The sequence below is a fragment of the Anaerolineae bacterium genome (assembly GCA_025062375.1).
Lineage (GTDB): Bacteria > Chloroflexota > Anaerolineae > SpSt-600 > SpSt-600 > SpSt-600.
In genome coordinates this window covers 1-14,460 of the sequence record JANXAG010000001.1, presented here as the reverse complement: position 1 = coordinate 14,460, position 14,460 = coordinate 1, and the positions used below count along the sequence as shown (strand labels likewise).

Genomic DNA, 14,460 nt, shown 5'->3' with positions numbered 1-14,460 from the left:
GCACATTCCATTGCGAGGAGAGGGCTCGTGAAGGGAAGATATTACTGGCTTATCGGAGTCTTACTTTTACAGGTTATCTCCCTCTTCCTTTATCCTCCCAAAATGTTGAGGGAAATCTCCATAATTGTTCTCCCCCTCAGCCTTTTCGTCCTTTTCCTGCTGGCTCTCTTGGGACTGAATACGGGGGTTTTGAACCCCCTGGCTGGCCGAAACCTCTTAGTCTTTGTCCAGGGCCTTAATATTGTAATGCGGCTTCTAATGTTCATGCCTGGAGCTCGCTCCTCAGGAAGCTCGGGCTGGAATGTCCCATTTATTGTTTTATCCATAATAGCTATAGCCCTATCCTGGGCTTCCATTATAATTATGGAAAGGCGCCCGCCGCGCTATCTCCTTTTCCGCCTCCATTAGAGGCTACCCCGGATTTTTCTTACCGCCTCCATAAAACGCTGGACCCGGTCTAAATCAATCGGGTTTTCTGCTATACCTTTGACTTTGAAGTATGTGCCCACGATGGCCCCATCGGCGTATTTGAGGAATTCGGTGATATTCTCTAAAGTAGCACCACTTCCTACAAGGACCGGACGGGAACTGAGCTCCTTGGCAGCCTTTACTTTTTCCACCTCAGGAGCATCCCCTGTCATTTTGCCCGAAACGATTATAGCATCGGCCATGTAGAACTCGGTCCATTCTATGTGGGTGGCCAGGTCAATGCCGGGAAATGGGACGGAATGTTTTTTATCTACATCGGCAAAAATTTTTATATGCTCTGCTCCCAGCTCTTTCCGTTTGCGCAGGAGCCTGGCAGCACAACCGCGGTCGAATTCTCCGGTATCCCAAACCCTGGCTCCAGTTAAAAGGCAAACCCTTATGAATCTGGCCCCGGAAGCTACAGCAATGGCCAGAGTTACCACTCCGCCGTTGTGCACTACATTTATCCCCACCGGTACCTTTACTGCCTCTACTACCTTGCGGGCAGCTACAGCATGGGCGGTCATCTCTTCGGGTGGGATTTCGCTCCCCACAAAGTAAGGCAGATCCCACATGTTTTCTACGATGAGGCCATCCACCCCGCCCTCCACCAGGGCATGAGCATCTTCAAGGGCCTTTTCAATGATCAAATCCATACCGTAGCCGGTATAACCAGGGGATCCAGGCAAAGGCCAGAGGTGCACCATACCAATAATGGGTTTCTCCACCCCAAAGAGGTCTTTAAGGGTTTTTAACCGAAGGCTTTCCAGCCTTTCTTTCCATTCAACCATGCTTTTCCTCCTTGATGGTTTTCCTTCCTTTCTCCGTTAAGAACCAGATTCTATCAATCCCGGCCACTCCGCATGTTTCCCTCAAGGTGCAGCCTTCGCAGTGGAAAGAACACTCGGGGGAACGGGAGGAGAGGTAGCCTCTCAATTCCAAATCTTCCAGCATAGCCTTCACAATTTTTTCTTCAAGGCCAAGGTGATTGGCTAATTCTCTGAGGCTTATAGCCTTTCCCGACGCTATTTCCTCAAGAATTTTTCTAAGCATTGTATTCTCTCCGCTTGAAATCTATAAACTTGTAACCTACCCCCTTTTCCGTAAGGATGTAGCGAGGATTGGAGGGGTCGGGCTCTATTTTCTGGCGCAAATAATTAATGTAGAGCCTCAAAAGGTTCACATCGTCCCGGTACTCCCTGCCCCAAACTTTTGAAAGAAGCATCTCGTGGGGCATTACCCAACCTGCATTGTTTACCAGGTGGTAGAGCAGGCGGTATTCGGTGGGGCGGAGTTTGACCTTTTGCCCCCTGACTATGACTTCACGGTTGCGGAAATCTATACTCAGGTCATCATCCACTTTAACTACCTCGCTAGCTGGAACCATAGCCGATACTCTTCTAAGGACTGCCTTTATTCGGCTTACAAGCTCCCTGGGACTGAAAGGTTTGGTGACGTAATCATCAGCGCCCAATTCAAGGCCTCGAATTTTATCTTCTTCATCTTTTCTCACGGTGAGCATTATCACCGGAACCTGGGAAAATTCCCTCAGGTATTCAAGGACTTCAAACCCATCAAGGTCCGGCAGCATAACATCCAGCACCACTAAATCCGGGAGCTCTTTCTTCACCTTTTCCAAAGCTTCCATGCCGGTGTAAGCCTCAGAGACTCTGAAACCCTCCAGCTCCAGGTTCATCCTGATAAAGTCCACCAATTTTTTCTCGTCGTCCACCACGAGGATTAACCTGTTTTTAAACTCCATTTCCCTTTTCCTCCCGCAAGTGTTCAATTTCCAGCTCTAATTTTCTGACCTTAAACAAAATTTCCTCCAATAGCTTCCGGTTGAACCCCACAAGATCTGCCAGCAGACCTATCAAACAGATCTGGAAGCCTACGATGGATAGTATTGCGGCCAAAATCAAGGATTGGATATGACCCGCACCCCTTCCCGTGAAGTAGAAGTATAGGAAGCGTATTCCTATAGCCACACCCCCCATGATGCTGAGGGTGCCCAAGAGGAGGAAAACCTTAAGGGGGCGATACATGGTGTAAATGCGCAGGATGGTGGAGAAAGAAATGGCGAGATATTGGGGGATGCTTTTTATGAGGCGCGAAGGGCGCATCGGGGGGTTGGTTTCAATGGGAATATATTTCACGGGGATCTTTTGAACACCGGCCTGGATTAAGGTTTCCAGGGTGTAGGAATACTCGCTTACTACAATGGTGTGAAGGGCAGCCCGACGGGTCATGGCCCTGAAGCCACTGGTGGCATCGGGAATTTTCATTCCAGCTGCTAAACCCACTACTGTGCTACCGAAGTTCTGGAGTAAACGCTTGAGCGGGGAAAAATGAGGCACTTTGGTCACTCCACGGTCTCCCACTACAATCTCTGCTTCCCCTCGAAGGATAGGCTCCACCAGCAGGGGGATGTATTTACCAGGGTATTGGTTATCGGCGTCAGTGTTAACGATTATATCCGCCCCAAGCCTGAGGGCCTCTTCAATACCCGCTTTGAAGGCTTTAGCCAGCCCCATGTGGCCCGGGAGCTTGAGTATATGGTCCACTCCCATTTCCTGGGCCACCCTCACAGTTCCATCAGTGCTCCCATCGTCCACCACCAGGATTTCCACCCGGTCCACACCAGGTATGGACCTTGGGATATCCTTTAAAGTTTGGGGGAGGTTTTTCTCTTCGTTGTAGCACGGTATCTGGATTATGAGCTTAACCATTTCTACCCATCAGAGGGGAATATTGCCGTGCTTTTTGGGTGGATTGGAGTCTCGCTTGTTCTGCAGGGCTTTCAGGGCCTCTATAAGGCGAGGGCGGGTTTCATGGGGCTCTATCACGTCATCTATGAAGCCCTGGGAAGCTGCTACGTATGGGTTGGCGAATTTAGCCCTGTATTCCTCTATGAGTTTCTCCCGCATAGCTTCAGGATCCGGTGCCTGTTCCAGTTCTTTGCGGAAGACGATGTTTACAGCACCTTCAGGGCCCATAACGGCTATTTCAGCCGTAGGCCAGGCCAGGACGAGATCCCCCCTTATGTGGCGGGAATTCATTACGCAGTAAGCACCTCCGTAGGCCTTACGGGTTATAACCGTGATGCGGGGGACAGTGGCTTCGCAGAAGGCGTAAAGGAGCTTGGCTCCATGGCGGATTATGCCTCCATGCTCCTGGGCAACGCCCGGGAGATAGCCTGGCACGTCTTCAAAAACTACAAGGGGTATGTTGAAGGCATCGCAAAAACGGACAAAGCGTGCTGCCTTTACAGAGGCATCTATATCAATGGCCCCAGCCAGAACCTTGGGCTGGTTCGCCACTATCCCAACGCTGTATCCCCCAAGCCTGGCAAATCCTACTACAATGTTGGGGGCGTAAGCGGCGTGGACCTCCAGGAACTCGCCCTTGTCCACAACCCTTTTTATAACCTCTTTGATATCATAAGGCTTAGTAGGGCTTTCGGGAACTATTTCATCCAGTTCCGGATCCTGGCGATAGGGATCGTCGTCGGTAGGGACAAAGGGGGGGTCTTCCATGTTGTTTTGGGGTATGTAACTCAGGAGGCTTCTTATAAGCTGGAAGCAGTGGTCTTCATTTTCGGCTACAAAGTGGGCAACCCCGCTTTTAGTGGCGTGGACATCGGCGCCGCCCAGTTCTTCAAAAGTCACATCCTCCCGGGTAACGGCTTTTATAACCTGAGGGCCGGTTATGAACATGTGGCTAATACCTCTCACCATAATGATGAAATCGGTTAGAGCTGGAGAGTAAACAGCCCCACCCGCACATGGCCCCATAATGGCCGATATCTGGGGGATGAGGCCTGAGGCGAGGGTGTTGCGCAGGAAGATTTCGGCGTAGCCAGCCAGGCTCATGACACCCTCCTGAATGCGGGCTCCTCCGGAATCATTGATGCCAATTATGGGCGTCCCCATCTTCATGGCCATGTCCATTACTTTACAGATTTTAGCGGCGTGGGCCTCCCCCAGGCTACCCCCGAAAACTGTAAAATCCTGAGCGAAGACAAAAACCTGCCTTCCGTTGATAGTACCCCACCCTGTTACCACTCCATCTCCCAGGTATTTCCTTTCGGCCATTCCGAACTCGGTGGCCCTGTGGGTGACAAAAACGTCTATCTCTTTGAAAGAACCCTCATCCAGCAGTTTCTCCAGCCTCTCCCTCGCGGTAAGTTTGCCCTTGGAGTGCTGGGATTCTATAGCTTTTAATCCCCCTCCGAGCCGAGCTTCTTCTCTTTTCTTCCTGAGGTCCTCTATTAGCTCTCTCATTCCCATTTGGCCTCCCTCCTTGAAGTTTTATCTTGTTATATAAACCCGGCTCAACTGGTTGAGCACTGATGGGCGATCTTCAGGCGGGTGACCTGAGTAGCCATCTTTATTTTCCCGTGGTAAGTTCTGGTCCTGTTAACTTGTTCATCCACTTCAAAGCCTCATAGGGCAGAAATTCAAGAGGGCCTTTCATCACGGTGCAGGGGGGTAGAGATTGGAGGAAAAGTTTACCATACTGTCTTGTTTGGATGCGCTTATCCAGTATGACAACGATGCCCCGGTCGGTCCTGCTCCTTATGAGGCGGCCAAAGCCCTGACGGAGTCTTAAAATGCTTTCAGGAAGGGCATACTGGTGGAAGGGGTCCTCATAAGTTTCGCTTCGCGCGGAAAAGATGGGGTCCGTGGGCACTGAAAAGGGCAACCTTGGTATAATTACACAGCTGAGAGTTTCTCCCATCACGTCGATTCCCTCCCAGAAGCTCCTTGTGCCCATGAGCACAGCCTTCTCGGCTGTGCGGAAGGTTTCAAGAAGCTGGGTGCGAGAAGCGGTCTCGCCCTGTTCTAGGACCAGGATCCCTTCTTCGGCTAAGGCAGGGGTTATGGCTTTGGCCGTCCGCTGGAGCTGGCGGTAAGAAGTGAAGAGCACAAGGGTTTTACCCTCCAAAGCTTTGGCGAGCTTAAGGATGGCCTCTTCTACCATCCTTTGGTAGTTAGGGGTATCGGGCTCAGGGATATCAGAGGGTAAATAAAGAAGGGCTGAGGAGCGATAATCAAAGGGGGAACCCAGAGCCAGCTCCTCTGCCTCGGTTATCCCCAGGCGTTCCCGTATGTATTCAAAGGATTCTCCCACCCTTAGGGTAGCGGAGGTCAGGATCACGCTTTCCTTGGAGCTAAAGATGCTTTTTTCCAACACCGGAGCTACATGGAGGGGGGCTGCATTTAGGGAGATGTATCCGCCGGAAGGGTTCAGGTGGGCCCAGTATATTCCCTGCTCGGATGGGGCCACGAGGATAGTGTGTGCTCTCGCCTGCCACTCCAAAAGGCGGGATAAGGTTCCCCCGAGTTCTTGAAGTAAGCTTTCAAGGTAATAATCTTCGGCCATTTCTGATAGACTCTGAAGGTCTCTGAGGAAGCGTGAAAGCCCATCTATAAGCCTGGAAAGGGATCGATTCACCGATTCCCAGGCTATTTCCACTCTGGCCCAATCAGGCTGAGTCCTTATGGCTCTGGTAATCCTAATTTTATAATCGTATTCGGAATCGCCCGCTTCATCCTTTCTAAGGGTAAAGAATTCCTTCAATATGGAGAAAAGTGAAAAGATGTGTTCCTGCAGAAGTTTGATCTCTCTCCTTTTGGCCTGGATAAATTCTTCAAGCTGGGGTCGGAAGGTTCGGGATACGAGGGGGCTTATTTTGCTTAGAAGCTGGCCCAGGAGGTCTCCGCTTTTTTCGTCGCGCCCAAGCCATGTGAGAAGCCCTTCAATCCCCACCTGATCTATTGAAAAGCCCAATTGCTTTGTGGCCGCATCCTCTAAATGGTGGGCTTCGTCTATTATCAGGAAGCGATAATCGGGCAGGACCTTATGTTCCAGGGCTATGTCAGAGAGGAGCAGGGCGTGGTTTATGAGCACTATGTGGGCTTTTTCGGCACTATCTCGGGCTGCATAGAAAAAGCATCGTTTGTCCCGATGGTAGGGGCAACGCTCTCCCAGGCATGATTCGGGATCAGAGGCTATTTCCTCCCAGGCAGCCTTTTCCCCAACTGCAGGGATAAAGAGCTCGGCTACATCCCCTGATAAAGTGCTTTGAAGCCAGACCAGGACTTTGGCCAGAAGCCTGGCTTCGTCGGGGCGCATTTCCACCCTATTACGCATTATGGAAAGCTTTCGCATACACAGGTAATTGGAGCGTCCTTTCAGAATTGCCACTTTAAAGTCAAAGGGCAAAATTCTTTTGAGGTCTGGTAAATCTTTCCGGTAGAGCTGGTCCTGGAGGTTTATCGTGTTGGTGGAGACCACTACTCTTTCGCCGTTCTGGACTGAAAAGTAAATGGCGGGCAGGAGATAGGCCACAGACTTTCCCACCCCTGTGCCAGCTTCAACCAGAAGGTGGTGGCTTTCGTTCAAAGCTCTGGCCACGGCTTTGGTCATTTCCACCTGCTGTGGGCGGTATTCGTAACCAGGAAAGCGCCTGGCAAATAGCCCTCCTTCCTCCAGGAGGCTTCCCATCAAATTGGGGTCAACGGGTTTCCTTTCTGCTTCGGGTTTGAGGGGTGGAGTTTCCTCCCTGAGGAGTAAGGTAAGGGGGGTTTCCCCCAGCAGGCCTTTTGCTTTAAGTTGCTGGGCCAGGCTCGGAGCAGAAGGGAGGCGCCGTTTTCTCTCCAGGGCCTCTTGAAAGAAGGCCTCAATAGGCCAGCGTGCCTTTTTTGCAAGGTTTATAATTTCCTCCAGGGTTTCGGCTGGAAGTTCAAGGGCTTTATCTAGGAGGGCATTGAAGAGGCGCATGGAAGTAATGGCATCATCTAAAGCTCTGTGGTGAGTTATGACCTTTATTCCGAGGGTTTCGGCTAATTTCACGAGACTGTAACGGGCAGCGTAGGGAACAAAAATTGAACTCAGTTCAAAGGTGTCCAGAGCCTGATGGAAGATAAAAAGACCCCACCGCCTGAGGAATGCCAGGTCTACATCAATGCTGTGGCCTACAATTATGCTTTCCCCCACAAATTCTTCCAGAGGACGGAGGAGGGAACGAAGGGGGGAGGCTTTATCCAGCTCGGCCTGGGTTATGCCTGTAAGGTGCAGGACTTTAAAGGGAACTGGGCGACCAGGATTTACGAGGGAAGAAAAGGTGCCAAGGACTTTATCGCCGCGGAATTTAACGGCGCCTATTTCAATGATAGCATCTCTTTCTGGGTCAAACCCTGTGGTTTCAAGGTCTAAAGCTACAAAAACTCGGCCCATTTTCGCCCCTTTTGGGATTATACAATAAAAGCCAGGGCTTGACAATGGCCGGTGCTTGACAGGAAAAGAAGGCAGTGATAAAATATATACCGAAAATTGGGGGATCGTCTAATCGGCAGGACAGCGGACTCTGGATCCGCCAGTCGAGGTTCGAATCCTCGTCCCCCAGTGGCACGTTAAAAGGGGAGGTGCCGGAGAGGTCTAACGGGGCCGCCTGCTAAGCGGTTAAGGGGCCTAAAAAGCTCCTTCCAGGGTTCGAATCCCTGCCTCCCCGTTCTTTAAAAAGGGGGGCCCGTGGCCAAGTGGGAAGGCACCTCGTTTGCACCGAGGAGAGCGCCGGTTCGAATCCGGCCGGGTCCATAAATAGAAAGTGCGGGCGTAGTTCAGCGGTAGAACGCTTCCTTGCCAAGGAAGAGGTCGTGGGTTCGAATCCCATCGCCCGCTCTGGGCCGAGGTAGCTCAGGTGGTAGAGCATGCGGCTGAAAACCGCAGGGTCGTCGGTTCGACTCCGACCCTCGGCAATTAGAGGCGCATTCGTCTAAGGGTTAGGACACGGGCCTTTCAAGCCCGTAGTAGGGGTTCGAGTCCCCTATGCGCCATAGGATGCGGGGTAGCTCAACGGGGAGAGCGGGCGGCTGTTAACCGTCTGGTTGTGGGTTCGAGTCCCACCCCCGCAGTTTTGGGGCCGTAGTTCAGCTGGTTAGAATACCGGCCTGTCAAGCCGGAGGTCGCGGGTTCGAGGCCCGTCGGCCCCGTTTTATTTTTATCAATGCACTATGAACACCTCCGGGGCTTGCCGGACGATGTAATGACAATTGCCTGCTTTCCTATGGCCTCAAGCCCACCCTTAAATAGAAGGACATAGGAAAATCCAGGCAAGCTTTACTGTTACGATAACCCGGGGTTATAGACGCTCTAGCATCGGTAGAGAACTAAAGGTTTTTTAGCCTTTTCCTTCCTTGCCAGCTCAGGGTGGGAAAAAGCGAGGGCCTTTTGGGTTTGTCTCCGCTCCGGGATGGAAAGCTGTGCAGGACACACCAACTAAGGGCCAGCAATTGAAAGAATTCCCCTCCGAAGACCAGGCTTTAACCTATAAGGGTGCTAACCTCTGGAGCGAACTGCAAACCTTTGGGTTAAGTCTCACTATTAAAGAACCCAGCCTTCTACAAATTTCTCCCACCAGTGGCGTTGTCTATTGCCTTGGAATCAAGGAGGCCGGGAACGCATTCGGGAAACACTAAAGGCCAGATATCCCGTAAAACCTCCGCCCCAGGAAAAACTTGTATTAGTCAGTTTACGGATTGGTAATCTCTACCCTCACTGCACCAGGGCCGAGGATGGAGAAAAGTTCTTCCTCCAACTCCGAACAGTAACGGGTCTGGGCTTCGGGAAATTCCAGGACGTAATCTTCCAGATAGATGGTGAACCTGTCCTTGCCCTGGTAGCGGGTAAGGAGATGGTAAATTCTTTCCAGAAGCGCAGAATCAGCCTCCGGATTGCCTGTGCGCCTAATGGTCACGTGGAGGTGCCTTGGGGGCTCAACTGGCTTTATCAGCGTTACATGGTTCTGGGCATCTTCACAAATGATGGATGGTTTGCCCTCCCTTGTCTCCACCTTACCCTTTACAAGGAGAATTCGCCCTTCCTCCCACAGAGGGGCTGTCTTTTCCCACACCTGAGGCCTTATTACCACTTCGATGCTGCTCTGCAGGTCTTCAATCTGGGCAAAAGCCATGGGTTTGCCTTTAGAGGAAGTTATTTCCCTTATTGAAGTGACAAGACCAAGGACGGAAACTTTCTGCCCCTCCAGCTCCTCGTTTATCTCCCCAAGGTAATGGGTCACTATATGGCCAGGAAGAGAACGGAGGACCTGAGATATGGGGTGCTCCGAAATATAAGCACCCACCAGTTCTTTCTCCCAGCTCAGTATGTCCTTTCTGGAGGCGGGCTTTACTTTCGGAAGTTTGATAGAAATGGGGAGGGAAAGCACAAGCTGACCCATCCCCCTGGCTTTGTGGGCCTCAGTGCTCAGGGCCACCATTTTTTCCATCGCTGCCAGAAGGGAAGCCCTTTCTCCAAAGGAATCAAAGGCCCCAACTTTTATGAGGCACTCCAGCGCTCTCTTACCAACATCCCTCAGGTCCACCCGGAAGCAGAAATCCTCCAGGCTCCTGAAGGGCCCTCCCTTTTCCCTGGCCCTCAGGATCGCTTCTACCGACGCCGCCCCTACATTCTTCACCCCTTCAAGCCCGAAGCGAATGCCGTTCCCCTCAATGGTAAAGCCTGTGGACGAGCGGTTTATATCCGGAGGCAGAATCTCTATCCCCATCCGGCGGCATTCAGCGATGAGAAGCGGAAGCTTGTCGGTGTTGTGGCGCTCTATTGTGAGAAGCGCAGCCATGAATTCCAGGGGATAGTGCGCTTTAAGGTAAGCTGTCTGACAGGTCAGAACGGCATAAGCCGCAGCGTGGGCTTTGTTGAAACCGTAGTCGGCAAAGAATTCAATATCATCAAAGATTTCATGAGCCACCTCAGGGGCTATTCCCCTCTGGATCGCTCCCTCCACGAAGCGGTTTCGGTGGGCCTTGAGCTCCTCCTCTTTCTTCTTGCCCACCGCCCGACGCATCAGGTCCGCTTCCGAAGCTGAATAGCCAGCCAGGTCCATAGCAGTGCGGATAACTTGCTCCTGATAGATCATGATTCCATAGGTTTCTTTCAGGATTGGTTCCAGCGCTGGATGCCGGTATTCCACCTCCTTCCGGCCGTGTTTGCGGTCTATGTAAAGGTCAATGTAGTGCATCGGGCCGGGGCGGTACAGGGCCAGAACGGCTATCACGTCCTCAAAAACAGTGGGCTGCAGTTTCATTAGAGTCCTTCTCATCCCCGCCGATTCCACCTGAAATACTCCAGTGACTTCTCCCGAAGAGAGAAGCCTGTAGATTTCAGGGTCATCGAGGGGTATATCTTGAGGTTTGAGGTCTATCCCTCGCCTTTCCCGGATGAGATCCAAAGTCTTCCTGATAAGAGTGAGGGTGGATAGCCCCAGAAGGTCGATCTTGAGCAGGCCCAGCTCTTCCAGGATCTCCATCGGGTACTGGGTGACGATTCCACTCCCTTCCTCTCCCCTGGTGGGGCGGTGCAGCGGAACGTAATGGGTGAGGGGAGCGTCGGCCACCACGACGCCGGCAGCGTGGGTGGAAGCGTGCCTTGCTACCCCCTCAAGGCGGCGGGCGGTGTCAATGAGCTTGCGGATGTAATCGCTTTCTTCGTAGAGCTTCTGGAGTTTGGGGGAAACTTCCAGAGCGTAATCTATGGTGACCCTGGGCCCTGGAGGCACAAGCCTTGCCACCATATCCACTTCGCCAGGAGGCATGTCCAAAGCTCTCCCCACATCCCTTATGGCAGCTCTGGCGCCCATGGTCCCGAAGGTTATTATCTGAGCCACCCTGTCCTGGCCATACTTCCGGACCACGTATTCTATAACCTCGTCGCGGCGGTCATCCTGGAAATCTATATCAATATCAGGCATGGAGACCCTTCCCGGGTTGAGGAAGCGTTCAAAGATCAGGTCATACCGCAGAGGGTCAAGCTCCGTTATCCCAAGAGCATAGGAGACGATGCTGGCTGCTGCTGAGCCTCGTCCTGGCCCTACCAGGATTCCCCTCTCCCGGGCGAAGCGGACTATATCTTGCACTATGAGGAAATATCCGGAAAAGCCCAAGCTTTTAATCACCTCAAGCTCGTGGCGGAAGCGGGCTTCAATTTCCGGGGTTATGGTCCCGTAGCGTTTCCTGAGGCCTTCCAGGGCCAGAGCTTCAAGGTAGGAATCGGGGGTAAATCCATCGGGGACGGGGAAATGGGGGATATGGAACGTTTTCGGTCCCAGGTCCAACTCGCACATTTCGGCTATGAGGAGGGTGTTTTTGATGGCTTCGGGGACTTCGGAAAAGAGGGAAGCCATTTCTTCAGGGGAACGCATATAATAGGTGAGGCCGTCCATCCTCAATCTGTTGGGATCGGTTATGATAGAGCCTGTCTGAAGGCAGAGGAGGATGTCCTGATAGGGGGCATCTTCCGGGTGGATGTAATGGACATCGTTGGTGGCCACGACTGGTATCCCGAGTTTCTTTCCCATGGCCACAAGTTCCCGGTTTACGAGCCGGTATTCTTCGGGTTCGTGGTCCTGGAGTTCCAGGAAGAACCTTTCGGGACCGAAGACTTCTCTGAACCAGGCTGCAGCCCTGTAGGCTTCTTCCTTTTTCCCTTCCAGGATCAATTTGGGAATTTCTCCAGATTCGCAGGCGGTGAGGGCGATAAGGCCTTCGGAGTGGGCGGCCAGGAATTCTTTATCAATTCTGGGCTTATAGTAGAAGCCTTCCAGCTGCGCTGCGGTGGTTATCCTGATCAGGTTCCGGTAACCGGTATCGTTCATGGCTAGAAGGACAAGGTGGAACTGGAATTTATCCAGCTTGGGGTCTTTATCCTGCATCCTCCTGGGGGCGATATACATTTCGCACCCTATTATAGGCTTCACCCCCTTTTCCCTGGCCTTGAGGTAGAATTCCACGGCTCCATACATGACGCCGTGATCGGTAAGAGCCAGAGCGGGCATGCCCATCTTCCGGGCCGCCTCCAGAAGCTCATCAATATGAGGAAGACCGTCCAGAAGAGAGTATTCACTGTGGACATGGAGATGCACAAAAGCCATCCTTCATACCCCCTTCCCCAATTATATCTCTCAAGGGGCGAGGTGCAAGGCCAGTTTTCAGGAAAAAGAGGGAGAAACAAACGATTTATAGGCTACATCAAAGCTACGGACAACTATTTATTGTGGCTACTCGGCCCAGAATGGGCAGCAGTATTTTAAGGAAAGGCAAGTTCAGTAGTCATCAAGCCCTCGGAGAGCACGGCGGATTTTCCTTTCAGCCTCCCTTTCGGCTATGGCTCGGCGCTTATCGTAAAGCTTCTTGCCTTTGGCTAAGGCTATTTCCACTTTAGCCCATCTTCCCTTAATGTACATCTGGAGAGGGACTATAGTGTAGCCTTTTTCCCTGACTTTGCCCATGAGGCGATTTATCTGGTAACGGTGGAGGAGGAGCTTGCGGGGGCGACGGGGATCGTGGTTTTCACGCCCTGCCTGTTTATAGGGAGCTATATGGGCGTCCATAAGCCAGGCTTCTCCGTCTTTTATCAGGACGAAACTATCCCGCAGGTTTACCCTCCCCTCCCTCACCGACTTTATCTCGGAGCCTGTAAGGACAATACCCGCCTCATATCGGTCTTCAATGAAATAATCGTGAAAAGCTTTAGGGTTACTGGCCACAACTTTCACGCTCATCCTTTCACCTTCTCAATGTGAGCAGATACTCCACCGCTTTTTCCAGCTGAGGGTCCTGGCCTTCCTCGCCAGCCTTAACTTCTATGTCGGGAATTAGCCCCTCTCCATGGATGGCTTGGCCCGAAGGTGTGAACCAACGGGCAATAGTAACCCGGAGTTCAGAGCCATCCTTGAGGGTAAAAGGCTGCTGGACTGATCCCTTCCCCAGAGTTTTTTCACCTATAAGAATCCCTCTCTTGTGGTCCCTTATAGCTCCGGCAACGATTTCCGAAGCACTGGCGCTGGCCCCATTGATTAAAACCACCATAGGGATTCTCGGATCAGTAGCGAGGCCACCGCGCACAGGTTTGAAAAGCTTCTGTTCACCGCTCTTCAATCTTTCAATGAGGATTGGACTCTGGTCCACAAACTGGCTTGCTACCTCCACCGCTGCCGAAAGAAGTCCCCCAGGGTTACCCCTCAGGTCAAGGATTATCCCTCTGGGATTCTTGGGCATGAGCTCCTTCAAAGCTTCCTTGAGCTTCCGGGGGGCAATTTCGTTGAATTCTCTTAATTTTATGTATGCTATGCCCCCTTCCAGCATTTTATAAGAGAGCGTGGGTATTTCAATCCGCTGGCGGATTATCGTTACTTCAAAGGGCTCCTCAAGTCCTTCCCGGTGAACGGTAAGCTTAACCGGGGTACCCTTTGGGCCCCGGATCAGGAGCACTGCTTCCAGGAGGCTCATGTTCTCAATGGGTTTATCGTCCACCTTGAGGATTATATCCCCGCTTTTGAGGCCGGCCTTCTCCGCAGGTTGCCCTTCTATCACCTCCACAATCACCAGCCTTCCTTCTCTCATATCCACAATGGCTCCTATCCCTTCAAAGGTTCCCTTTATATCCTCTCGGGCCAGGGAAGCATGCTTCGGGTCCAGGAAAGAGGTGTAAGGGTCACCCAGGGACAAAATCACACCCTTTATGGCCGAATACATCCTTTCCTGTGGTGAAGGCACTTCCCCGTAGAACTCCTTTTCCAAGATTTCCCAGGCTTCCCAGAAAACGGAAAAATCAAACTTTTCCCCCTCTCTGGCCGGGGCAACAGCCGGTGTAACGGCCGGGGCAGAAACCTGATACATTCCAATGCCCATTCCTGTCAGGAAAGAAGCCGTTACAGCCAAAGCACTCAGGAAAGCTACCATCAAAATTCTGAGAAATTTCATTCAGCACCTCCTTTTTTCAGAAAATTAAGCGCCTCCTCCAGCCAAGCATCAACTCCTTCCTTCGGCTCCACCTGAATGTTGGGCTCAAGACCGTTCCCTTCCACTTTGCGGTAATTGGGAGTAAACCACTGGGCGACCGTGACGTGAAGGGAAGATCCATCGCTCAAGTCGTACACCCACTGGACTGAGCCTTTCCCATATGTTCTCCTCC

Annotated in this window: 11 protein-coding genes and 8 tRNA genes; 9 read left to right on the top strand and 10 right to left on the bottom strand. The window is 52.0% G+C overall.

Annotated elements, in window-relative coordinates:
- Positions 1-27: 27 nt before the first annotated feature.
- Positions 28-408: a hypothetical protein gene (locus tag NZ653_00095; GenBank protein MCS7285528.1), complete on the top strand. Its 381-nt coding sequence runs from the start codon at positions 28-30 to the stop codon at positions 406-408.
- On the opposite strand, the gene NZ653_00090 is transcribed toward NZ653_00095, so the two are convergent.
- From NZ653_00090 to NZ653_00065, 6 genes are all read right to left on the bottom strand, one after another.
- The gene (locus NZ653_00090) at positions 405-1,259 is read right to left on the bottom strand and encodes a BtpA/SgcQ family protein (GenBank protein MCS7285527.1); all 855 of its coding nucleotides are present in this window, start codon (positions 1,257-1,259) and stop codon (positions 405-407) included. The two genes, NZ653_00095 and NZ653_00090, sit on opposite strands and share 4 nt — an antisense overlap.
- Entirely contained in the window at positions 1,252-1,521 is a 270-nt protein-coding gene (locus tag NZ653_00085; protein ID MCS7285526.1) for a winged helix-turn-helix domain-containing protein, read from the bottom strand. Before NZ653_00085 ends, NZ653_00090 begins: the two co-directional genes overlap by 8 nt.
- Positions 1,514-2,230, bottom strand: a complete 717-nt coding sequence (locus NZ653_00080; protein ID MCS7285525.1) for a response regulator transcription factor — start codon at positions 2,228-2,230, stop codon at positions 1,514-1,516. Before NZ653_00080 ends, NZ653_00085 begins: the two co-directional genes overlap by 8 nt.
- Positions 2,220-3,197, bottom strand: coding sequence for a glycosyltransferase family 2 protein (locus NZ653_00075; protein ID MCS7285524.1), 978 nt, complete (start codon positions 3,195-3,197; stop codon positions 2,220-2,222). Before NZ653_00075 ends, NZ653_00080 begins: the two co-directional genes overlap by 11 nt.
- A 9-nt stretch (positions 3,198-3,206) precedes the next feature.
- Positions 3,207-4,751, bottom strand: a complete 1,545-nt coding sequence (locus NZ653_00070; GenBank protein ID MCS7285523.1) for an acyl-CoA carboxylase subunit beta — start codon at positions 4,749-4,751, stop codon at positions 3,207-3,209.
- A 106-nt stretch (positions 4,752-4,857) separates the two neighbouring features.
- Positions 4,858-7,710, bottom strand: a complete 2,853-nt coding sequence (locus NZ653_00065; protein MCS7285522.1) for an exonuclease domain-containing protein — start codon at positions 7,708-7,710, stop codon at positions 4,858-4,860.
- Positions 7,711-7,807: 97 nt separating this feature from the next.
- Here NZ653_00065 and NZ653_00060 point away from each other — a divergent pair.
- The 8 genes from NZ653_00060 to NZ653_00025 all read left to right on the top strand — a co-directional run bounded on the left by NZ653_00060 (position 7,808) and on the right by NZ653_00025 (position 8,465).
- Positions 7,808-7,879 (top strand) — tRNA-Gln (locus tag NZ653_00060).
- Positions 7,880-7,892: 13 nt separating this feature from the next.
- Positions 7,893-7,984, top strand: a tRNA-Ser gene (locus tag NZ653_00055).
- A gap of 14 nt (positions 7,985-7,998) precedes the next feature.
- Positions 7,999-8,070: transfer RNA gene (locus NZ653_00050), tRNA-Ala, on the top strand.
- 12 nt (positions 8,071-8,082) lie between these two features.
- Positions 8,083-8,154: transfer RNA gene (locus tag NZ653_00045), tRNA-Gly, on the top strand.
- A gap of 4 nt (positions 8,155-8,158) precedes the next feature.
- Positions 8,159-8,231: transfer RNA gene (locus NZ653_00040), tRNA-Phe, on the top strand.
- 6 nt (positions 8,232-8,237) lie between these two features.
- Positions 8,238-8,309: transfer RNA gene (locus NZ653_00035), tRNA-Glu, on the top strand.
- A gap of 5 nt (positions 8,310-8,314) precedes the next feature.
- Positions 8,315-8,387 (top strand) — tRNA-Asn (locus NZ653_00030).
- A 4-nt stretch (positions 8,388-8,391) separates the two neighbouring features.
- Positions 8,392-8,465, top strand: a tRNA-Asp gene (locus tag NZ653_00025).
- 539 nt (positions 8,466-9,004) lie between these two features.
- Here NZ653_00025 and NZ653_00020 read toward each other — a convergent pair.
- From NZ653_00020 to NZ653_00005, 4 genes are all read right to left on the bottom strand, one after another.
- On the bottom strand, positions 9,005-12,418 hold the full coding sequence (locus NZ653_00020; protein ID MCS7285521.1) for a DNA polymerase III subunit alpha: 3,414 nt from the start codon (positions 12,416-12,418) through the stop codon (positions 9,005-9,007).
- A gap of 171 nt (positions 12,419-12,589) precedes the next feature.
- Positions 12,590-13,048 (bottom strand): SsrA-binding protein SmpB, encoded by a 459-nt coding sequence (gene smpB, locus NZ653_00015; GenBank protein MCS7285520.1) that lies wholly within the window; start codon positions 13,046-13,048, stop codon positions 12,590-12,592.
- A 4-nt stretch (positions 13,049-13,052) separates the two neighbouring features.
- Positions 13,053-14,249 (bottom strand): S41 family peptidase, encoded by a 1,197-nt coding sequence (locus NZ653_00010; protein MCS7285519.1) that lies wholly within the window; start codon positions 14,247-14,249, stop codon positions 13,053-13,055.
- Positions 14,246-14,460: S41 family peptidase (locus NZ653_00005; GenBank protein ID MCS7285518.1), on the bottom strand; the 215-nt coding region annotated here is incomplete at its 5' end. The genes NZ653_00005 and NZ653_00010, both read right to left, overlap by 4 nt.